Here is a 22,574-nt window from a genome sequence, read left to right as displayed (position 1 = left end):
GGAACGGAAAGCGACGGTTGTCAGGGGTTCCCCATTTATTCTCCAACCAGAAAGGGACTATCACAGAAAATCAGTTTTCACTGACTTTCTGGACAGCCCCTTTCTCATTGTTTAAAGCTAGTTATGTCCCAGCCTCTTTCAAATCAATTATCGGAACCGCTTACTCAGAAAATTTCTTAAGTTGATCTCCTATAACATCGCTGAGCGAGAAGCCGGTTTCTTCCGTCATTTCATAATCACCAAATGATTCATTGTCTTCTTTTTCAATCAAATCTTTAATGCTTAGAGACAAACGGTTTTCATTAGCGTTCACATCAACGACTTTGACTTTCACTTTTTGTCCTTCTTCGAGGACTTCATGCGGCGTGCCGATATGCTGATGGGAAATGCGGGAAATGTGCACCAATCCCTCGACGCCAGGCAGTACTTCAACAAACGCACCGTAAGAAACGAGACGCTTTACAATTCCTTCAAATACCGAGCCGACTGGCGCCTTTTCTTCAATACCTTCCCAAGGTCCAGGCAAAGTTTCTTTAATAGATAAAGAAATCCGTTCAGAATCTCGGTCAACTGACAATACTTTTACGCTAACCTTGTCTCCTTCTTTTAAAACATCAGATACTTTATCTACATGCTCATGGGAAAGCTGTGAAATATGGACGAGTCCATCGACACCGCCAATATCGATGAAAGCACCGAAAGATGCAATGCGCTGAACTGTCCCTTCAAGCACTTGGCCTTCTTTGAGATTTTCGAGCACTTCTTCTTTTTTTTGCGATTTCTCTTCTTGGATAACCGCACGATGGGATAGGATCAGACGATTCTTTTCCTTGTCCATCTCAACAATTTTGAATGTCATCGTACGTCCTTTATAATCCTCGAAAGATTCAACGAAATAATCTTCAACGAGCGAAGCAGGTATAAAACCGCGAACGCCAAGATCGACGACTAAACCGCCTTTTACAACATCTTTCACTTCTGTTTCAATCGTTTCTTGATTTTTGAACTTTTCTTCTAAAGAGTCCCAAGCGTTCTCTGCATCCACTTTACGCTTAGAAAGGACATAGTTTTCATCTTCAACTTTTGTAATAACTAATGTCAGTTCATCGCCCACATTAACTGCATCTGATGCTTTCTCGATATGCAGGCTCGATAATTCGCTAATCGGGATGACACCGTCGAATGGTGCGTTAGGGATTTCTACTGTTACCGCTTTGTCTTCAATCTTTGTAACTGTAGCGGTTACCTTGTCCCCTTCTTTATATCCGTTCAAAGCGTCCAAATTCATCTCTTCAGTCATATGTAGTCCTCCTCCATAATGAATCCTACTTCTATATTATTCGAATCAATCGATAAAAACAAAAAATTACCCTTACGATTCATTTATTTAGTTCTAAAAGTTTACGGATTTCATCCATAATGACAGCAGTGACCTCATCTGCAGATGCACGTCTTTCACGGTATGGGGTCATATCGATTGGTTTGCCGTAGACGACTCGCAGCCGTTTAAATGGTTTATATGGGCCTATAATCGCACATGGCACAACAGCGGCATCTCCTTTCAAAGCGAAAAAGCCTGCGCCTGATAATCCCTTGCCTAACTCTCCGGTTTTGCTTCTCGTACCTTCTGGAAATAGACCAACCACTTCCCCGCCTCTCAGTAACTTTAAAGCGGTCCTTAAAGCTTCACGGTCGCTCATGCCACGTTTGACCGGAAAAGCATTAACCTTTGGCAAAATGGTTTTTAAGATCGGCATGTTAAACAGCTCTTCCTTCGCCATGAAATGGACCGTTCTTGGACACGTGATGCCTACGACTGGCGGGTCCAAGTTATCGATATGATTCGTACAAAGCAACACCCCTCCTTCTTTCGGGAAATTTTCCTTACCTATGACTTTTATGCGATAAAGCGGAAAAAAGATCGTACTGACAAGCATTTTGCCTAATGGATATAAATTCATCGTTCCATCCTCTTTTCAGCAAGTTCTATCACTTGATCCGCGACTTCCTCAATTGACAAAGAAGTCGTATCAAGTAGAATGGCATCCTCTGCCTGTTTTAAAGGAGAAACTTCGCGTTCGCTATCAGCCCTGTCACGTTCTTTAATATCCGCTATCAATTGCGCCAAGGAAGTTTGAATGCCTCGTCGTTGATTTTCAATATAGCGACGGTCTGCACGTTCTTCAACGGATGCCGTCATAAATATTTTCAAATCTGCATTGGGCAGCACAGCAGTGCCGATATCCCTTCCATCCATAACGACCCCAATGCCAGCAGCCAAATCCCGCTGCTTTGCTACCATCATCTTGCGGACATTCGTATGAGCAGCTACTTGAGATACGTTTGCGGTCACTTCTTGAGATCGAATGACCTCCGTACAATCTTTGCCGTCTATAATAACGGCTTGACCATCTCTATTAGGCTGTAACTGGATGTCCGTCTCCTCGAGCAATTTCGAAAGATCTCTATCACTGTCCATATCTATGCCTAACTGAAGCGCCTTATGCGTCAATGCGCGATACATCGCTCCTGTGTCGATATATGTGAAATTCAACTTTTCAGCAATTCTTTTTGCAATCGTGCTTTTTCCTGCAGCAGCTGGTCCATCAATTGCAATAATAATCCCTTTTGACATATCATCTACCCCCGAATTCAAATCAAAAACATTGTATCACAAGGAAAAGGGAAAAGTCCTAATGTACAGGACTTTTCCCGATGAACCTTTCATTTCTCGTTTCGCTCCATCAGTTGTCTTTCAAAACAGAAACGAATGATATTTCGGCGATCAATGTCATCAACTTGTAAAAATTGCAACGATGCGATCTTCCGTTTGTCCTTTTCCCAAATCCGAATAACTTCCGCCTCTGTTCTCACATACTTCACTTCATCTTTTTCAAAAGGAAGTGCGATCGTCAAATGAACAGTATCGTTTTCGGCAAAAAAGTCTTTCGAACTAAGATATAGCGCGATTCCTCCTGCACTTATGTCAGCTGCAACGAACTGTTCGTACACACCATCAAGGCAAACTGCAACGTCAATCGCAGTTTCTACGCGCACGAATTCTCTTCTTTGAATTTTGATCAGTTGATCATCGCCAGGATAGTTCATTTTCAACATCGGAATGCCGCGGTTCAATCGTCCTTTTACTTCACTACGAAATGCGTAAGACATTTTATCTTCCACAAAGGAAATGAGGAGTTGCGTACCGTCCATAAAAAATGCTGTACGGTTCGTTTCAATATGGGTTGGATAATCAATCATGAAAAACCCTTCTTCGATATCCACCACTTTACTTTTATATTTGTCACCTAACTCCGTATAGTCTTTATCGATGATAATTGTGGTACCTATCGAAAGTCGCATTACGAAACACCTACCCTCAACAATATATCTCTATTATGTCATGGGTATGGTGAATTGCCAATATGGTTTCAATAAGTTACTTTTTACTCTAAACGTTCTGTCTTTATTACTTCTGCCGTTTCTGTATCCACTACGATCCGATAAGTTCCTGTATGCCCATTTTCATCTCGAATTGCTGTAAGGTAGTATGCAAGCCTTTGTTTCTTTTCATCATTTTCAACATAGGCTAATTCGTCCTTCATAATTTTAACATCATCATGGAAAAAATCTTTCCAATCAATTTTATTAACTTGCTGTCTTGCAAGTGTTTCTTTTCGTATATACTCTGCAGCATCCAAGCCTAAAACATCCCCGGTATCTTTGGAGAGTTTCAAGTGGATAGTATCTGAAAATACTTTCGCCTTATAAAATGGTTCTTGACGTACATATACAAAGTGATAGGCATTGCTATTCTCCCTTGATTCCTCATAAACCAAATCCTTATATCCCGCGCGCTCAAGAAAATCCTCCGCTTTTTCTTTCACTTCTTCAAACGATAAATTGGTGTTGCCGACAGAACGCTCTGATAGGTAAGAGAGGACATGGCCACCCTTCTCGGTAATATCGATATATCCAACAGATTCATTTGTTGCAAAACGAATATGGAAAAATGGATATGGTGAACCAGGTTTACTCATCTCTACACCAATCACTTCATTTGAAACTTCCGGAAACAATTTTTTGAATCGCTCAATCGCTTGATCCTTTGTAACTTTAGCATCGTCCAAATCTTTCAGCTCTTTTTTCTTCATAGCATCCGATTCGCTTGCTGTGAGTGGAAAATCACTTTCAGTATATTTCTTAACTGTATTCCCCATATTGGACCAATCATAGTCCGGACTCGTACCGTCCAACCGCTCCGTCCATTCATTGATATTATACTTGCCGTCCATAAGACCAGCTGTTGCAATTTGCCACTCATCCGCCATAACTCTTAAATTATTTGACGCCTTCGACATCACTTCGTAATATTCTTGTGGATTCGACAGCCGATCCGCTTCTTTAGCATAGTTACCAAGCCTTCCAAGATAATTCATCCATGAAGTGGAAAAGCTATTATCAAACGGCAACGATGAAACGGAACTCTTAATGTCTGAAGAAAGTCGCCAAACATCTTCTCTTGCTTTTCTTGAACCATCGGAGTCATTAAACAGCAATGTCTTCTTCACTGCAGTATCTAACTCCTCCAACTTCTCAGATGCGTCAGACATTTTTTTTGCGTATTGCGTACTAAGTGCCAAAGACAAATTTTCATTCTCTGTAACTTTTGTAAATGAAAAAACTCCTAAAACAGCCACAGCATATGCGAGTAAAAAAATAATTTTTTTCATATTAAAGAAACAGTGCCGGTAATGAATATCATCGCCGAAACTATTTGCTTAACCTCCCTCCAATGAAATTTTAACTGCAGAAAATATGCAAACCAATTTTCTTAATTTGAGGTCTTGACCATATCCATTTGCTTGTTGCGGTAATCGGATTAAAGTAATAAATTGCATTTTCGGATGGATCCCATCCATTAATTGCATCTAACACTGCTTCTTTTGCCCTTTCATTTGGCGTAAGCCAAATTTGACCGTCAGCTACAGCCGTAAATGCACCTGGTTGGAAAATGACACCGCCAACCGTATCTGGAAAGTCAGGATGTTCAACACGATTTAAAATGACAGCCGCAACTGCTACTTGACCTTCATATGGTTCTCCGCGGGCTTCTCCATAAACCGCATTAGCCATTAGTTTTAAATCTTGCTCTGAATACTTTGAAGGTAAATGGATATTTTCTTGTTTACCTCCTCCCGCCTTAACTTGGGTAGATAGTGGCTTACCCCCATAATGGGTGAATTGATTCCCTTTTCTCAAATTATCCATGACGAATTTTTCATCATAATTTGAAGCTGCAATTAATTTCTTTTTAGTTTGGGAACCGGCAATACCATCGATCGGCAACCCATATTTATCTTGGAAGTTTCGCAAAGCCCAATAAGTTCCGTAGCCGAATTTCCCGTCAATTTTGCCGTTATAGAAGCCGATATATTGAAGCCTCGCTTGCAATTCGATCACATCGTCTCCCGTTGCCCCTTGTGATAGATCACGTGGACTGAAAGCTCCAATTTGGACAGGTGAAGTTGCATAGGCACAACTAAGCAATAATACAATTGCCAAAAGCTTTATTATCATTTTTTTCAATGTCATCGCCTCCTTTTTCACAGTCTGTCCAATTCAATTTGTTTTATAACGATCCCGTTTCTTGTTTTCCATTGCCAACTTTAATAATCGTCCATCTTCTTATGCTTGCTTCATGATTTAGTCATTTCAAACATGACACGCCTATAATTGCATATACAAAAAAAGCGAATTCCTCATCTGCAAGGAATTCGCTTAATAATCGTTAGTAATTTCAACCTATCAATTCTTCTACATTTTCGTCTCTGCTTTTTTTCGGAATTGTTGCATGGCAAAGGTGTGGGCATATTTGACGCGCGTCAATCCAAACCACCATAAGAAAAGCATGAATGGGATAATTAAATATAATGATAGATCATTAACAGCCAAAATACCGTTATAAATAAAATGCAATAGAAACGGAGCAAAGAATGCGAAAAACAACATGCCTCGATGATTGGCAGTAGAAGCAAATTTTGCTCTACCAAAATAGTATCCCATAACAACACCGAAAAGTGCATGACTTGAAACAGGCAACAGCGCTCTTAAAAAAGCAGTGTCCAAACCGAATGTAAATAAATATAAAATATTTTCAACCGTTGCAAATCCTAAAGAAACGCTTGCACCATATAAAATGCCATCATATGCATCTTCAAATTCTACATGTCTATAAATAGAAATGATTAATATAAACCATTTAAAAAACTCTTCAATCCAACTTGTGAAAATAGCATTTCTAAAAAACTCATTTGTGAAAATTTCCTCTTCCTCGAAAACATGTTGGATAAACATAATCGGAAAGGTCATAGCCGCCCCATATATAAATGTGTGAAATATTGTACGGGATGGATCTTTGGCTATTTGTTTCCGTAAGTAAAAATAGCTAAAGAGCGCCAGTCCAGGCGCAATCGCTACAGTAAGCAATATAAACATGCTGGCGGCCCCCTTCAAAGCCATTATAACATGATTTTCAACCTTTTCTGTCAAGAAATTGAAAGGCAAAGCGTTCGAAGTATAATTTTATAAAATATAGTGAAATTATTTAGAAGGTGATTTGCAATAATATACAATGTCTCTACGACTTGCTTTCTATATGATTCGCAATGAGACCGCCATGCAAACGACCATTTTCAATGAATATTTCGTTTGCATTATTTCCGGCCGCTATCACTCCTGCAATGTAAAGGCCTTCGATTGTTGTTTCCATTGTTTGTTCATTAAACAATGGTCGGCCTGATTCCTCATCAATTTGGATTCCAATTTTTTTAAGGAAGGCATGGTCTGGGTGGTAGCCTATCATCGCAAAGACATAGTCGTTTTCCAATAAATGCAACTGTCCATCTTTTTCCATCGTCACGGATGTAGGTGAAATTTCAACAACTTTGGAGTTAAAATGCATTTCAATTTCACCATTTCTAACAAGGCTATCGAAACCTGGAAGTATCCACGGCTTGACACTAGGGGAATATTCACTTCCACGGTAAATGACCGTTACGAACGCTCCTGCGCGCTGCAGCTCGATTGCAGCATCTACCGCTGAATTCTTTCCTCCTATGACGACAACTTTCTTGCCGAAAAACGGATGTCCTTCCTTAAAGTAATGATATACGTTCGGCAATGACTCACCGGGAACACCTAATTGATTTGGTTGATCATAATATCCTGTCGCCACGATGACATATTTCGACGCATATTCGCTTTTATCGGTTAAAACGTGAAATTGGTTGTCTTTCTTTACAACTTTTTCTACTCTTTCATAATTGTTGATTTGTAAGCCTTTCAATTCAGCTACTTTTCTGTAATAGACAAGTGCGTCGTTTCGCTTAGGTTTTTCTTTCGCCGTAATGAACGGAATATCTCCAATGGATAATTTTATGCTTGAGCTAAAAAAGGTTTGATGCGTAGGGTAATTGTATATTGAATTGACGATATTGCCCTTTTCAATGATTAATACATCCATACCGATTTTTTGTAATTCAATTGCTGCCGATAATCCGCAAGGACCACCACCAACAATTATGGCATCTTTCGAATTCATTTTTATTGCACTCCTTCATATCATCCATACAATATGTTTAATAATGAATTTTAATGACGTGGCATTCTGGCGCAGCACCGAAACGCAAAGGCAGTAAGGAAGTGCCATAGCCATTGCTTATTAAATTCGCTCTTCCTCCTAAGTCGCAAAAACGCCCTACTTCATGAAGGCCAAATTTGCCGAACCGAATTTGTCCTCCATGTGTATGTCCAGAAAGCATTAGTTGAGGTTTTACATATTCTTCAACTTTTCTTACTAAAGATGGTGTATGAGTTGCTACGATTGTATAAGGAAATTGCTTTGAAAGCTGGATGGATGCTTCGACATCGACATTTTTACTTGATGGATCATCAGTTCCACAAATGCACCAATCTGAATGGCCGTCAATTGCAACCCCTTCATTATCAAGAATCTTTACGTTAGATGAGGATAATATTTCCCTTAAATGAGTTTCACCGACTTCTCGATCGTTGTTCCCCCATATGAAACATGCCGGTCCTAAACTGGACAGTTTTGAAACGTTCTTTTGAATCCGATTGAGAGGTACCCCTTTTTCAGCGAGATCACCCCCAATTACAACCAGGTCAATCTCACCATGCCGCCGTACTCGTCTCAACAACGTTTTATTAATTTTTCGTCGATGAATGTCCGAAATGAAAAATATTGTTAAAGTACGGTTTTCTTTTTGAGTCATATTCAATTGGTGCAAACGAACGTTTCTCCCTTTTGCAAACAAAAACATATATAAGAGAAATGCTAGATTAGCGCCTGTTAACCACTTAACTAAATTAAAAATCTTTTTCATTTTGCACCTGCCATAAGAAAAAGGCAAAGATCTTGGCTTTGCCTCTTCAATCCATTTCAATAGTTTTATGGGATAATCAATTTTTGACCGACTCTTATTTCATTCGATGTGAGTCCATTCGCTTGTTTGATTTTATCGATCCCTTTATCCGAACCATAGTAATTAACTGAAATTCGATATAATGTTTCATTTTGACGAACAATATGGGTTTTTCCTGTGTTTTTCGGAGGGTCCGGCTTCTTTTCTTCTTGTTTTTTCACGGGTTCTTTTATTGATTCTTTCGATGGTTCTTTTTCCGCTTTTTGATCAATCTTTTTAGGCTCTGTTTTTTGGTCTACTTGCGTCGACTTGCTATCATTGTTATTTTTTTCCTGAACAGTCCCTTGACCGCTATTATTGTTCCCAGTCACATTCTTTTTATCCTCTTTGTCATCTTCTTTGTTATCATCATCTGCCACTCCAACTGCTTTGTCAGTCGGGTCTTGGTAATTAGGAGTGTTTGTGTCGATCTCTAATCGGACATTTGAATCTCCTACACTTGCAGAGCTGCTATCTGTTCCGAAATAAAAATTATAAATGACATAAACGAAAATCATGATAGGAATGAATGTGAAAACACCTAAAATGACATTGATCACTGTATGACTTGAAGCCTTTTTCCGTCCTTTACTATGACGTTCCGCTCGGGAAGGCAACTTGCCTCCATTCATACGCTCAAGTACATCGATTTCTTTGCGATGTTCCTCAAATTCAATTTTGTAATCATTGTTTTTCATCGGCATATTCTCCTATTCCATGTCGCTCTTCCTTATATTATGACGAATCTTGTAACAAAAGTAAACGGACAACGGACCTCTATTACAGGAGAGATAAAATTCTTTCATCCCAACTACGAGCTCTTTTACTATGTCGTTCTACTAATCGTTGATTGGATGAGAGCCATACAGCATTGGGCAAGCCACAAACAGAGCAACAATATTCGCGTTTGCTATCCAATTTTTCATCAAAATACGACATTAAACTTTCACGAATACACCTTTGACCTGTAATCAGTTGAACCATTTCGTGCACTTCACTATCTTTTTGTTTAGCTAGACGGTCAACAATGTGAAGAACTTTGTCGATTGAAAACTGCTCCATATAAAAATCAAGTACCCTTTTAGCTGTCTCTCCTAAACTCGCTCGATCAGCCGCTTCATCATCGTTAACGCCTTCTGATAATAAATATGCATAATGCATTATCTGTTCTTCTGCTGGTAAATCATTTTGAACGATGAATCGAGTCATATCTTCATCACGTGGCACATAAAGCAACGTCGCTGCAGCAGGCTTACCATCTCTCCCTGCCCTTCCGACTTCCTGGACATATGCATTCATATTGGAAGGCATATGCTCATGAATCACTTGCCGAATATCTCCTTTATGAATTCCCATTCCGAAAGCATTCGTCGCGCAAATCCATTCAATTTCACCGTTAATAAATTGCTCTTGAATAATCGCACGATCTTCATTTTCTTTTCCTGCGTGATATGCCTGGACAGCAACTCCAATACTTTGCAATTCAGTAGACAGCTCATCTGCCCTCTTTCGCGATGAAGCATAAATGATCCCTGGACCAGTTGTAGCTGTTACTCGTTCTTTAATCCAATCATATTTTTCATCATATGTATTTAGTTGGATAATACAATACGATATATTTTGCCGATCAAGTGAATGTCGCTCTACTACTGGATTATCCATATGTAAGTAATCTGAAATTTCTTCGATAACTTGACTCTGAGCAGTTGCCGTCAAAGACAAAATAGGCGGGCGTCCATCAAAATCAATCAACTTTCCAATCCTTAAATAATCCGGACGGAAATCAAAGCCCCACTGCGAAACACAATGGGCTTCATCTACTACAATAATTGATAGCTTCATCGAACGTAGCTTATTTGCAACACGTTCTTGCAAAAGCATTTCTGGAGAGACAAATATGAATTTATATTGCCCTAAGTTTTGCAAAGCGATTTTGCGCTCTTGAAATGAAAGAAAGGAATTGAGGGCAATTACACTTTTCTCTCCATTCTTTCGCATTTGCGCTGCTTGATCTTCCATTAATGAAACGAGCGGGGAAACGATAACGACCGAACCTTCCAGTAAATAACCAGGAAGTTGATAGCATAACGACTTTCCCATACCCGTAGGTAAAATGGCGATTGTATCTTTCCCGCTTAAAATATGCTGGATCACTTCTTTTTGACCGGGTCTGAATTTTTCGTAACCAAATCGTTTTTTTAACGTTTCATATAGTTCAATCATCTTGTCCTCCTGTATTTATCGACAAAATGAGCCGTAATTGGAAATAGGATAATGCTTGAAATTCATCCTTTAGCACCCTTAATCGTTTCGTTTGCAGTTCTTTCATCTTTAACCTTACTGCCTGAACATCCCTTTCCGTTACAAAAGAGTGAATCGGGAATCTTTCATCATGGATTGCCATTTCAACAAAATGATCTTCTATCGTACTTAATTTCAAATTACGCTTTGCTGCAATTTCCTCCATAGTTAGCCCTTGTAAATAAAGTTTTTTCGTTGCTGTTGCTGATTCGGTCAAATCTTCAACTATGCGAATATCAGCTGCGATTGAACTCATAATCGGAAATTCTTTTTTATGCTCAACAATTGGCAGCAATCTATGAAGGCTTTCCAAAAATAATAGACGTATGGAGGAAGGGGAACGTTTCAATTCAATAGAAAGCTGATCATACGTCATTGCCGCATTTTTATACCCTGTAAGCCTGTATGCAAAAATAAGCTTCTGTTCTTCAGACATCCCGGACTGAACAATAGCTTTTATTAACTCTTTTCCAATTTGCCTTGCAAACTCCGGATCAGCCAATGGTCGATTCATAAAAAAACGTTTAACGAAAATTTGTATAGTACGATCTGATTCAATCGGCAAAAAAGATCGGTTGCCATTTTTTATATTTGAAACGGTTTGCACGACAAGGGAAAGCCTTCTGAAAAAGAGTAGTTCCTTGCCTCGATAACTCCAACCTTTAAAATGAGTTGATGGGAGCTGTTGCAGCTGTTCAAAACCTATTTCTGTAATAAAAACTAGCTGGTCTTTTATTTCTATCAAATGTTCTTTCTGAAGTAAATGAATAGCCTCCTCATACTCTTCGACCTCTACTTTCGGCAAAATAGAAAAGTACGGTTTCAAATTAAAATACTTAACATCTGAGAGTGTCTGGCCGGATTTTTTGCCACGCAATATGTATAATGCTGCGTTTTTAGAACGCTCGCCATGCATCTTCCCTATAATCTGCAATAGGATTGAAGATAGTTTCATAATATTGTTTTCCCCCATTTGTCAAAGTTTTATTGTTGAAACTTATCCTAAACAGCTTTAGAATGGAAATGGAACGAAATCGATAGTGCGGATAGAAGAGGAGAGAGCATCAATGTCTACATGCAAAAAATATACAATTGTTGACCAAGATACATGTATCGCCTGCGGAGCTTGCGGGGCAGCTGCGCCAGATATCTATGATTATGACGATGAGGGGATCGCCTTCGTTATTTTAGATGATAACACGGGTACAACCGAAGTTCCAGAAGAACTGTTGGAAGACATGGAAGACGCATTCGATGGCTGCCCAACTGACTCCATCAAAGTTGCGGACGAGCCTTTCGACGGTGATCCGTTAAAATACGAAGACTAATGTATTTCATTCGCACCATTCAGAAAGAAGTTTCGAACGTCGAATCAATCGACATTTGAAACTTCTTTTTGAGTGGACTATTTCTTCTCAAATAAAAATTGGCGAACGGTTCGTCTATCCGCTCGCCAATATTTTAATTGTTCTATATTATGCTGTTAGCTTTTGCTGTTGGTTATGAATCCATCTTTCCATATTCTTATACAGCAGCAATGAAATAATCAATAGCATGATCCCTTTTATAATATTGAAAGGTAAAATCCCTAACACAATCATATTGAATAATGCTTCTCCAGTGTAAGAAGGCATATTCAAAAAATAAGAATACATAGGCAGGAATACTAGGTAATTCAATAAACTCATACCAATTGCCATTGTAAATGTGCCTGCTATAAGACCTGCTGTTAAACCTTTCATGGATCTCACCTTTTTAAAGATCCAATAAATTGGCATGATGAACAAGATGCCGGTTACAAAGTTTGCAATCTCGCCTACCGGCACACCTGTCGGACTGCCCGATAAGAACCAATGCAAAACATTTTTCAACAACTCGACCGCAATTCCAGCTACTGGGCCCATCGTCATAATCGCCAACACAGCCGGTATTTCACTAAAATCAATTTTTAGGAATGCCGGTAAAATAGGAAGCGGAAAATTCAATTGCATTAAAACGGTTGAAATACTTCCTAAAATAGCGACGAGAATCATTTTGCGTAATTTTTTATTACCCATTTCTTCCTCTCTCCTTTTTCGATTCACTTCAAAAAGAGGAAAGGTTCGCCGTGTTTCTGAAAATTGTTCATTAAAAAATCCCTAAAGCAATTGCTTCAGGGAGAGTTTTCAAAGGCAACTTTAAATAAGGGTTATCAAAGAGGTTCTTTTACTCCACTTTGCCCCATACTTAAATAAGCACCCTTTTTGCGAACAACACAAAAAAGACGGCTGCACCTTCACCTTCTCCCATCCAGACTATACTGTCGGCTCCGGAATCTCACCAGAATCAGCTGTTAAGCTCGCGGGCTAAGAAGACAAACTTCCATTTCCGCCGGTCGGGAATTACACCCTGCCCCGAAGATGAATCATATTCTATTACCTTTTCATTGTATACAATAAAAGTTCAGATGTAAAGTAGTCTGTTTGTCATGCATAAATCGTTTATTTAAAGGTTACACCGTGCACATTTATTGCTATACTATTTCATACTCGATCCTTTTCATAGTAAGCAGCTAACATATGCCAATACTTCTCATGGTAAGCAATAGATTTTTATCGGTTTTCGCCATAGTTAGAACATCAAGTTATAGCTTTCTATAACGTATAAATGGCCAAATCATGATGATTTGACCATTCATTATTCAGTGTACAGAATAGGATTTACTCCAACCGGCATCGGCAATGCCTTCGTTAAATCGTATTTGTCAAACTGATCTTGAACAACATTTTGCAGTTGAACGCTCATGTCAAAACTACTTGCAGTTAGCATAAAACCCTCAATCATATTCAATGCCTCATTTGGTGCCAACGTTGATAAGTCGAGCGGTTCAGTAAATTGGATTGTCACAATCCCTTTCGACTCCTCAACGGTATAGTGAACCGTCTCTGGAACGATTTCCTCTACAATTTCATTCTCAGCCTTTTTCATGGATAGTAAAGCGGCGCTAACCGAGCTCTCATCACCATTTTCATGCGGCACTAAATATTCCTGTCCTGTTGGCATTATATATTTAAAATAAGGAGAATGCCTTTTCAAAGCAAACTGTTCGAACTGTCCTACATACTCGAACACCACTGGGCTGTTTTTCTCATCAACAACTTTCCATTCATTATAATTACCAAAAGTCGCTTTCGCCGAATTTTCATAAACTCCTACTGCAGCCGGAGACATGTCGTATTGGTGATCTTCTGGCACTTCGTGGATAATTGTGCCGTCAGCTTCACTTATAGTTCCTTTATACGGATGATAATCATCAAATCCGTATGCCTCTTCATCAATCTTAGGAGCGAATTGATTGTAAAGAGCTACAAGGTCCGGCTCTCCTTTTACATTTTGGGTTGGTATAAGAATGGAGACAGGTATAACATTCGCTTCATGAACAAGGCCTAACGGCAACATTTTCATCCCTTCCATCTCATCTTCCAAAACAATATGTGATATTGCCATATCGGCAGTAGAGAATGTGCTAATGTTCGGTTCGTCAAAAGCGGCATTATCCGCTTCCGATTCGCTTTCCTCTGTGGAATTTTCTAATGCTCTTGAGTCTTTTTGACTCATCTTCGATTCAGGATAAGATTCAACTGCTGTATCCGTGCTATTTTTGAGCATAGATGGAACAATTAAACTGACCATTATCAACGCTGCAATCGTTACAATCGCTGGGATCCAATTATGTTTCTTGCGGCGTTTCGACTCCTTCAATCGGCTATCCGTTTTCAGCCGTTCCAATATTTCCGAAGCTGGACGGTCATCCTTTACTTTCGGCATTGAATGAAGTAATTGTTCAATTTTGTCGTCATTCCAATGATTGTCATCCATTCAACTTCCCCCTTCTGCCGAAAGAGCTTTCAACTTCTTTTGCAATGCTTTAATTGCTCGATGCTGTGTCGTTTTTACCTTACCTTCCGACCAGCTCAAAGTTTCTGCGGTTTCTGCAATGGATAGCTCTTGAAAGTATCGTAAAACAATAACCATCTTCTGGTCTCCCGTACATGTATTCAATACTTGCAGCATTTGCTTCATATCATCATTCATTTCAGCAATTTCATCAGGTTGGACATCAGGAGAAACGAGCTCACTCTTTTCCCAATCAAACTTGTCATATAAGTGTTTTTGCCTTACAGATTTTTTTCTGAAATGATCAATCGCCACATTTTTAGCAATTGAAAACAGCCACGTCTTCTCGGAACTTTTCCCCTCAAACCCGGCATAGGCCTTCAAAACTCTAATATACACCTCATGCATCAAATCTTCCGATAATAATCGATCCCCTGTTAAATAGGTAAGAAAATTGAATACATCCTGGTGGTATGCTTCATACAGCCGGTGGAAAACGGAGTCATCCACTTAATCCCCCCGTTCAATACATTAGTCGTAAATCGAGATGATAAGTTTCATCTCAGCTATAATGATTTTATTCCATATTGTTACATAAAAACTTATTGCTCCTCTTGTAATTGTTCAGAAGGATGATCTACAGGGAGCACGCATCTGAATACCGTTCCTACTTTTTCTCCTAATTCCGCAGAAATTTGCCCTCCATGTGAATCAATAATTTTTTTTGCAATTGCCAAGCCTAAGCCAGTTCCCCCTTTTCCTCTCGTACGTGCTTTATCTGCTTTATAGAAGCGTTCAAATATATATGGCAAGTCCGCTTCGGGAATGCCCGTTCCTGTATCAGCAACTAATATTTCTATATTGTCCATTCTTTTTTCGACATAGACGGTCACTTTCCCTCCATCGGGAGTGTGTCGGATTGCATTGTCGATTAAATTGGTGAAAACCTGTTCCAAACGATCAGCATCCGCATTAATAATAAGATGTTTATTATTTTCATCATATTGAAGAGAAAGCTTTACATTCGCATCCCTTGAAATTTGCATGAATTTCGTTATGACTTTATTCATGAAAGGAATCATTTCAAAACTATTTTTGTACAAGCGCATATGCCCTGATTCCATTCTTGCTAAGTCAAGGAGATCCGTGACAAGCCGGCCCATCCGCTTAGATTCATCATGGATGATCTGTACCATCTCATTACGCTCTTCATCACTAGCCATGACATCATCGATAATTGCCTCACTATATCCTTGAAGCATGGAAATCGGCGTCCGCAATTCATGAGAGACGTTGGCGATGAAATCGGAACGGAGTTTGTCCAATTTATGTTGATCCGTCATATCCCGCAGTACTGCCACTGCTCCCCTAATACTATTCTCGCTATAAAGCGGGCTAATGGAGATAGCATAAAACTGGCCGCCTAACTCAAGTTCATCTTCGACTTCTTCAGCGAAAGAAATGACATGCTCTAACATATGAAATACTTCCGGAGGTAAAGGTTTGTCCTGCTCTCCTCCATTTTGCCAATTTTGTAGCAAACGATCTGCCTGAGGATTGCTTAACAATATTGTATAGTCACGATTAAAAGTAATTACCGAATCGGTCATGGATGTCAAAATACTTGATAATTGCTCTTTTTCCTGTTTAATTAGTTCCATTTGGTATTTCAGCTGCCTGCCCATTTGATTGAAGGCTGTTGCCAATTGACCGATTTCATCATTTTGATTCGCTCGTAGCCTCGTATCAAAATTTCCTTTCGACAATTCAAATGCAGCTTGCTTCATCCCCCTTAAGGGAGAGGTAATTTTCGTAGAAAGGAAGAATGCGAAAAAGGTTGTTAATACGAATGCAATAAACGCTGAAAGAAAGACAATATGCGTTGTCCGTTTCGTTGTCCTATGCACTGCATCTAAGCTTTGGTACATAATAATTGAATGATAAACTCCATCTTCCTCTAAAAATGGATAGGACAGCACTAAATATTGCTCCATAACATGCTCATCGTTAATGGATGGCAACACCATCTCTTTTACAGACTTTTCATTGAGCGTAACTGAAGAAAAAAACTTTTCCTCTGACATAATTTTTCTCTCAATTTTATCTTCGTTCAATCCTTTATGAAATGAGTCTAAAATTTGTCCATTCGAATCAACTAATAATGCATTTGTTTCGTTATCTAAAATATCCCGAATAATTAACCGCATCGCATTTGCATCTTCATGATCAATAATGATTTTTCCGATCGTCGTCGCTTCTCGTCGCAAGGTGTCTTCCGCTTGTTTCGTGTGAAAATTATCCAAAAATTCCAGCAAAAGAACGGTTACGATGAACAACACAAAGGAAACGAGAAGCAATATGGTTGCCCATAGCTTCCCGACGATAGAATTCCATATTCTATTCATTCATTCGGCACCTCGAACTTATATCCGACGCCCCAAACCGTAACAATCATTTTAGCCGCACGTTCAGAAACACGGCTTAGCTTTTCACGTAGCCGTTTTACATGCGTATCAACTGTTCGCAAATCTCCAAAAAACTCATAATGCCATACTTCCTTTAATAATTGCTCCCGATCAAACACTTTGTCTGGTGACTTAGCTAAGAAATAGAGTAGCTCGTATTCCTTAGGGGTCAAGTTTACTTCTTTCCCTTCTGCAGTGACGCGGTGAGCATCATGGTCGATTGTCAGTTGTGGAAATACGACAAGATCTTTAGAAGTTGTAGAAGCGGTAGAATTAGAGAAAGTTACAGATCTTCTTAAAATCGCTTTTACGCGCAATACGACTTCCCTCGGGCTGAATGGTTTTACGATGTAATCATCCGCACCTGTTTCAAAGCCGGCTACCCGGTCCGATTCTTCTCCTTTCGCTGTCAACAAAATAACGGGGGTCATCTGTTTTTGTTCACGAAGTTCTTGCAACACTTCCATACCATCTTTTTCAGGCATCATCAAGTCAAGCAAAATACAGTCATATTGATTGGTTAGTGCTTTCTCCAAAGCTTCTGCACCATCAACCGCCTCTTCAATTTCAAAGCCTTCGCGCGATAAGTACATATTTAAAAGACGACGGATACGATCTTCGTCATCCACAACTAATAATTTTACAGTCTCTTCCACAAATGAAAACCCCTTTCATAAAGATTCCTAACTTTATTGTACAAGTTGCAAGAAAAAAAAGAAAGACTGTACAGCCTTTGAAGAGCTGCACAGTCCTTAGGAATTCAATAACTCGGCGCTCAATGTTCAGGAATTTAGACTCCGGCGGCAAGTTTTTCTTATAAGGCAACAAGCGCCTTATGTTCAAGACCTCCGACATACAGGATGTATTAGTGCCGACGTTGTCACAGGACGCCCCTCTTCGCTTTTGGTATCATCCAGACTCCGAGGGGCAGCCCTTCGGGTCACTTCAGAACAGAGTCTAAGGCAAAAAGCGCCTTATGTTCAAGACCTCCAACGCCTGTCGAGGCTAAACGGCGTTCTCCGCTTTTGGTATCATCCAGCTACGAACGCCAGCCTCTCGGGTCGTTTGGGCCTGCACGGTGCAGGTCATGCAGTCGTTGTCGCAGGACGCGACGTTTTTAGACTGCCTTCCTTTCCATAAGGCAAAAAGAACCTTATGCTTAGGCTCTCCAGCGCCTGTCGAGGCTGAACGCCGCCCTACGCTTTTGGTTAAGCATATGAGTGTAGGCCGGCTATGATTAGGTTGACGGCGATTAGGTTGAACATAATGATGACAAATCCTATGACTGCAAGCCAAGCTGATTTTTCGCCTTCCCAACCGCGCGACAGTCGCAAGTGAAGGAATGCTGCATAGAATAGCCACGTAATAAGCGCCCAAACTTCTTTAGGATCCCATCCCCAAAATCTAGACCACGCTTCATGCGCCCAAATCATTGCGAATATGAGTGCTCCTAATGTAAAGACTGGGAAGCCGATCAGCACTGAACGATAGCCGATTTCGTCCATCAGCTGTGAATTCGCCTTTCTCGCAAACGGCTGGAACAGAGCCGCAATTGGCTTTCGAATTATCAACCGCAAAAGTATATAAAGTACAATACCCGTCATGACGGACCAAACGAAAGTTGTTAGCGTCTTAGCATTGACTACTGCCGGCATTTCAGCCCATGGCTCCATCGTACCCGGTGTCTGGGCTTCATATTGATGCATTCCGAATAGCGGCGGATAGTTGTATTCAATCTTAGCTGGTCGATCATTTTTATCAATGTACGTAAAGTGCGCCTCGTAACCCGCAACTTTAAACGTAGTCGAAGATAATACGAAACCTACTACGATAATAAGAACGAACATTATGCTTTCCAGCCAGAAACGTTGCTTGGACCCTTTTGTCAAATCCACATTTTTCAGCAAGTAAATTAGGCCCGCCACTGCGCTTATTGCCAATATGGATTCACCAAGTGCAGCGGTAATGACGTGTATCGTCAACCATTTACTCTTAAGTGCCGGAATAAGTGGCGTCACCTCTCTTGGGAACATCGTTGCGTAAGCGATAATAATGATAGCGATCGGCAACGCGAAAAGTCCTAATGAAGGTGTTTTATATAAGAAGAACAGTAATATGAAAGCACCGACTAACATCATGCCAAAGGCAGTTGTAAATTCGAACATATTACTGACAGGTGCATGTCCAGAAGCCATCCATCTTGTTATAAAATAACCTAAATGAGTGATAAAACCTATAATTGTAATGGTTATACCTATTTTACCCCATCTATTGTTTCTATAGGATGCTTCGGATTTCGCTCCTTTAACTGCGCCGCCAAAACATACTGTAGCGACCATATATGCTATGAAAGACACTAATAGTAGGTTGGCGCTTAAGGATGCTAATCCCATTATTATTTTTCTCCTTTCTCTACTTCAGTTTCAGACTCTTTGTCTAACCGATCTGTGTATGAAGGTAGATTTGCATATTCTTTGACCGTATCAATTTCTTTCTTCAAGGAAAAATAGTTTTTATTCGTATGGGCAGCCAATAGCATTTCATTATTTTTGCCTTTTTGGACCCAAATCCTTCTATGATTCCAATACGATCCTTGGACAACACCGATCATGAAGATCAATCCACCTAATAGAAGGATATATAAGGTTTTATCTTTCCGGATCGTCAAACCAGAAATATCGCGTGTATCGGCACTGACAAATTTCACTGCATAATCATTGTTCTCTGTTTCAAGTGTTTGTCGGATCGCAACAAAGCTTTTCTCGCCCTCAGGTTTCTCCGGAGTAGACATTTTGAAAATGAACGCAGGATTGTTTGGAATTGGAGATTTTGAAACAGGTTCTCCATCTTCCACCCCTGCATAATCCGCATAATAACCAATTAACTCAACCCGTGCACCATCGTTTAACTCGTAAATGCCTTTCGGATCATCCAGGTCAATTGTAAACTCACCGAAGGATTTTCCGGTTTCCTTTTCAATCAGTTGCATTTTCATGGATTTCAGTTCATCTAAGCGGTAATCCATTTGGAAAACATTGTATCCATCAAATTTAAGTGGTTTGTTGACGATTATAGGATACTCTTTCACAACTTCAAGATCTTCTGAACCGGGGAGTCCTCCCTCTTTCGCTTTGTATAAAACGACATTCGTCTGGTAATTTTTAACGATTGAAACTTTATCCAAAGCGTCGCCAAATACTTCATCCGCTTCTTCTTTCGTATAGTTTTCCATTATGAATTCTTTGCTTTCCAAATAATAATCCGGTGCACCTGGAATATTGCGCAATTCACCTTCGCGGATCCACATCGTTTCATCTACATAGAACCCTGGAATGCCTCTTAACAAAATACCGAATAGAAATATGATTAAGCCTGTATGGTTAACATACGGACCCCAGCGTGAAAAACGGTTCTTTTCCGCTAAGATCGCTCCATCTTCCACTTTCACATTGTATTTTAGCTGCTTTAGCTTTTCCTCAGCTTTGCGCAATGCCTCGTCTGGATTGTCAGACGTTCCTTCTCCATAAATTCTCTGTCTTTTCATAAATGAAGAATGCCGCTTCGTCTTTTGCTTTTTCAATGATTTATATAGCGGAATAACACGGTCGACACTTGCAATAATGATCGACGTGCCTAACATGCCGACGAGTACTTTAAACCACCAGCTGTTATACATATCATGAAAGCCAAACTGATAATAAAGTTTGCCGAAAATGCCATAAAGCCGTTCATAATAAGCCGCTACTTCCGCCTCCGATTGAGCTGGCACGTAGAGTTTCTGCGGAAATAATGTACCGATGGCAGATGCAACTAATACAGCGACGATAATGCCGACCCCAACTTTTACACTTGAAAAGAAGTTCCAAACTTTATCAATTAGCGATCGTTTGTACGTTTGGGATCTTCGCGCTGACCCTTCATAGCGCATGTCTACAACTTCACTTTGTTTTGCTTCTTCGGTTAACGGTCGTCCGCATCGTTCACAGAGGACCGTTCCGAACGGATTGTCATGTCCGCATTGGCATTTAATTTTACTCATTGTGAACAAACTCCTTATGGTTGAATACTTTCCATATACGACTTAATCTCTTCCTCTGTCATCTCGGTCGTAATGATCTTCGTTATTTTCCCATCTTTATCAATTAGAAATGTTGTAGGAAGCGGGACGATATTAAACGTATCTCTTACGTCTTTCGTCTTATCAATAACAATCGGAAAAGTCATACCGTACTGTTCACGAAAAGTATCCACTTTCAGATTCGATTCACCAATATTAACGGATAGCACTTTAACGCCTTTATCCTTAAATTGCTGGTATTGCTCTTCAATATAAGGCATTTCCCGTTTACATGGCGGACACCAAGTTCCCCAAAAGTTTAAAAACACGCCTTCCCCTTGATAATCTGATAAGCGATGTTTATTGCCTTCCAGATCTACCAATTCAAAATCAGGCGCCTTGTCCCCTACAGCCAATACTTTTACTTTGTCTTTCGAAAATATGGAAAAAAGAATTGCTGATGCAAGTAAAAGTAAGACAATGCCTCTAAAAATCAAGCGCTTCTGCTTTTTTTTCGCGTTGGACACTCGTTTAGCCTCCTAACGATAAATAAATTCAAATTCAATTATAACAGAACAGGTTTTGTAAAAATGATCAAGTCGTGATAGGTTTGTGAACATTATGATCGCGATGTTTATCCTATCTTGCCTGTTTCGGCTAGCACTCGCAATTGCTTTACTTCATGTGTTGTCAGTTCGCGGGACTCTCCCGCATTCAACCCTCTCGTCGTCAAGTTGGCAAATGACTCTCGCTTCAACTTTTCAACTGGACAGCCAATTGCATCGAACATTCTACGAACTTGACGATTTCTTCCTTCGTGAATTGTAATTTCAACGATCGCAGTACCACCTTTTTTATCGACTGATTGCATTTTTACACGTGCCGGTGCAGTCATGCCATCCTCTAAACGAATTCCTTTTTCTAACTTCCGTAAATTTTCCCGGCTTGGAATCCCTTTTACTTTCGCAATGTATTTCTTTGAAATACCAAACTTCGGATGCGTCATCAAATATGAAAAGTCACCATCATTTGTTAAAATGATCAATCCAGATGTATCATAATCAAGACGCCCTACAGGAAATATGCGTTCATCGACCATCGGAAGCAAATCTAACACCGTTTTTCTGCCTTTCTCATCACTGACAGTCGATATGTACCCTCTCGGTTTGTATAGTAAATAGTAGACAAACTGTTCTTTGACAAGTTCGACTCCTTCCACTTCAACTCGGTCAGTCTTGGAAACTTTCGTTCCTAATTCTGTTACGACAACGCCGTTCACTTTTACTTTTCCTTCAATAATCATTTTCTCTGCTTTTCTTCGTGAAGCGACACCTGCTTGCGCTAATACTTTTTGTAATCTTTCCAATACGTCACCTTCTTTCCACCTCA

The 22,574-nt window shown here is 39.9% G+C and carries 22 protein-coding genes and 1 riboswitch; of the genes, 1 reads left to right on the top strand and 21 read right to left on the bottom strand.

Annotation, left to right across the window (positions count from 1 at the left end):
* Nucleotides 1–160 precede the first annotated feature (160 nt).
* The 12 genes from rpsA to ACFQ38_RS15255 form a co-directional block, all read right to left on the bottom strand.
* A complete protein-coding gene (gene rpsA / locus ACFQ38_RS15310; protein ID WP_381481981.1) occupies nt 161–1,300 on the bottom strand; it encodes a 30S ribosomal protein S1 in 1,140 nt (379 codons plus the stop codon).
* A 79-nt stretch (nt 1,301–1,379) separates the two neighbouring features.
* The gene (locus ACFQ38_RS15305) at nt 1,380–1,961 is read right to left on the bottom strand and encodes a lysophospholipid acyltransferase family protein (RefSeq protein WP_336825172.1); all 582 of its coding nucleotides are present in this window, start codon (nt 1,959–1,961) and stop codon (nt 1,380–1,382) included.
* Nucleotides 1,958–2,635 carry a (d)CMP kinase gene (cmk, locus tag ACFQ38_RS15300; protein WP_381481979.1) on the bottom strand — a complete coding sequence of 226 codons (678 nt, stop codon included), beginning with the start codon at nt 2,633–2,635 and terminating at the stop codon, nt 1,958–1,960. The genes ACFQ38_RS15305 and cmk overlap by 4 nt, the downstream gene beginning before the upstream one ends.
* Before the next feature lie 89 nt (nt 2,636–2,724).
* Entirely contained in the window at nt 2,725–3,363 is a 639-nt protein-coding gene (locus tag ACFQ38_RS15295; RefSeq protein ID WP_381481977.1) for a flagellar brake protein, read from the bottom strand.
* A gap of 83 nt (nt 3,364–3,446) precedes the next feature.
* Entirely contained in the window at nt 3,447–4,733 is a 1,287-nt protein-coding gene (locus tag ACFQ38_RS15290) for a PepSY1/2 domain-containing protein (RefSeq protein ID WP_336825175.1), read from the bottom strand.
* A 70-nt stretch (nt 4,734–4,803) separates the two neighbouring features.
* Nucleotides 4,804–5,595: a spore cortex-lytic enzyme gene (gene sleB, locus ACFQ38_RS15285; RefSeq protein ID WP_336825176.1), complete on the bottom strand. Its 792-nt coding sequence runs from the start codon at nt 5,593–5,595 to the stop codon at nt 4,804–4,806.
* Nucleotides 5,596–5,817: 222 nt separating this feature from the next.
* Nucleotides 5,818–6,498 carry a glutamic-type intramembrane protease PrsW gene (gene prsW, locus ACFQ38_RS15280; RefSeq protein ID WP_336825177.1) on the bottom strand — a complete coding sequence of 227 codons (681 nt, stop codon included), beginning with the start codon at nt 6,496–6,498 and terminating at the stop codon, nt 5,818–5,820.
* A gap of 142 nt (nt 6,499–6,640) precedes the next feature.
* A complete protein-coding gene (locus ACFQ38_RS15275; RefSeq protein WP_381481974.1) occupies nt 6,641–7,603 on the bottom strand; it encodes a YpdA family putative bacillithiol disulfide reductase in 963 nt (320 codons plus the stop codon).
* A gap of 37 nt (nt 7,604–7,640) precedes the next feature.
* Nucleotides 7,641–8,408, bottom strand: a complete 768-nt coding sequence (locus ACFQ38_RS15270) for a metallophosphoesterase (protein WP_381481972.1) — start codon at nt 8,406–8,408, stop codon at nt 7,641–7,643.
* A gap of 65 nt (nt 8,409–8,473) precedes the next feature.
* Complete coding sequence (locus ACFQ38_RS15265) at nt 8,474–9,184, bottom strand: LysM peptidoglycan-binding domain-containing protein (protein ID WP_336825180.1); 711 nt, start codon at nt 9,182–9,184, stop codon at nt 8,474–8,476.
* Nucleotides 9,185–9,266: 82 nt separating this feature from the next.
* A complete protein-coding gene (locus ACFQ38_RS15260; RefSeq protein WP_336825181.1) occupies nt 9,267–10,709 on the bottom strand; it encodes a RecQ family ATP-dependent DNA helicase in 1,443 nt (480 codons plus the stop codon).
* Nucleotides 10,702–11,742: a helix-turn-helix domain-containing protein gene (locus tag ACFQ38_RS15255; protein ID WP_381481969.1), complete on the bottom strand. Its 1,041-nt coding sequence runs from the start codon at nt 11,740–11,742 to the stop codon at nt 10,702–10,704. Before ACFQ38_RS15255 ends, ACFQ38_RS15260 begins: the two co-directional genes overlap by 8 nt.
* A 112-nt stretch (nt 11,743–11,854) precedes the next feature.
* On the opposite strand from ACFQ38_RS15255, the gene ACFQ38_RS15250 reads away from it, so the two are divergent.
* Nucleotides 11,855–12,115, top strand: coding sequence for a ferredoxin (locus ACFQ38_RS15250; protein WP_336825183.1), 261 nt, complete (start codon nt 11,855–11,857; stop codon nt 12,113–12,115).
* A gap of 147 nt (nt 12,116–12,262) precedes the next feature.
* Here the strand turns inward: ACFQ38_RS15250 and ACFQ38_RS15245 are convergent, their stop codons facing one another.
* From ACFQ38_RS15245 to ACFQ38_RS15205, 9 genes are all read right to left on the bottom strand, one after another.
* The gene (locus ACFQ38_RS15245) at nt 12,263–12,844 is read right to left on the bottom strand and encodes an ECF transporter S component (protein WP_336825184.1); all 582 of its coding nucleotides are present in this window, start codon (nt 12,842–12,844) and stop codon (nt 12,263–12,265) included.
* A gap of 216 nt (nt 12,845–13,060) precedes the next feature.
* Nucleotides 13,061–13,192, bottom strand: a riboswitch (FMN riboswitch).
* 271 nt (nt 13,193–13,463) lie between these two features.
* Nucleotides 13,464–14,645 (bottom strand): hypothetical protein, encoded by a 1,182-nt coding sequence (locus tag ACFQ38_RS15240; protein ID WP_336825019.1) that lies wholly within the window; start codon nt 14,643–14,645, stop codon nt 13,464–13,466.
* The gene (locus tag ACFQ38_RS15235) at nt 14,646–15,173 is read right to left on the bottom strand and encodes an RNA polymerase sigma factor SigX (protein ID WP_336825018.1); all 528 of its coding nucleotides are present in this window, start codon (nt 15,171–15,173) and stop codon (nt 14,646–14,648) included. It abuts the gene before it with no gap.
* 92 nt (nt 15,174–15,265) lie between these two features.
* Nucleotides 15,266–17,068: an ATP-binding protein gene (locus ACFQ38_RS15230; RefSeq protein ID WP_336825017.1), complete on the bottom strand. Its 1,803-nt coding sequence runs from the start codon at nt 17,066–17,068 to the stop codon at nt 15,266–15,268.
* Complete coding sequence (locus ACFQ38_RS15225; protein ID WP_336825016.1) at nt 17,065–17,784, bottom strand: response regulator transcription factor; 720 nt, start codon at nt 17,782–17,784, stop codon at nt 17,065–17,067. The genes ACFQ38_RS15230 and ACFQ38_RS15225 overlap by 4 nt, the downstream gene beginning before the upstream one ends.
* A 552-nt stretch (nt 17,785–18,336) precedes the next feature.
* Nucleotides 18,337–19,521, bottom strand: coding sequence for a c-type cytochrome biogenesis protein CcsB (gene ccsB / locus ACFQ38_RS15220; RefSeq protein ID WP_336825015.1), 1,185 nt, complete (start codon nt 19,519–19,521; stop codon nt 18,337–18,339).
* Nucleotides 19,522–19,523: 2 nt separating this feature from the next.
* Entirely contained in the window at nt 19,524–21,167 is a 1,644-nt protein-coding gene (gene resB, locus ACFQ38_RS15215; protein WP_336825014.1) for a cytochrome c biogenesis protein ResB, read from the bottom strand.
* A 14-nt stretch (nt 21,168–21,181) separates the two neighbouring features.
* Complete coding sequence (resA, locus tag ACFQ38_RS15210) at nt 21,182–21,712, bottom strand: thiol-disulfide oxidoreductase ResA (protein WP_336825013.1); 531 nt, start codon at nt 21,710–21,712, stop codon at nt 21,182–21,184.
* Nucleotides 21,713–21,819: 107 nt separating this feature from the next.
* Nucleotides 21,820–22,551: a pseudouridine synthase gene (locus ACFQ38_RS15205; protein ID WP_336825012.1), complete on the bottom strand. Its 732-nt coding sequence runs from the start codon at nt 22,549–22,551 to the stop codon at nt 21,820–21,822.
* Nucleotides 22,552–22,574: the final 23 nt, after the last annotated feature.

It is taken from the genome of Sporosarcina contaminans (genome assembly GCF_042679045.1).
Taxonomy (GTDB): Bacteria; Bacillota; Bacilli; order Bacillales_A; family Planococcaceae; genus Sporosarcina; species Sporosarcina contaminans.
This window is presented reverse-complemented; position numbering and strand designations above follow the sequence as displayed.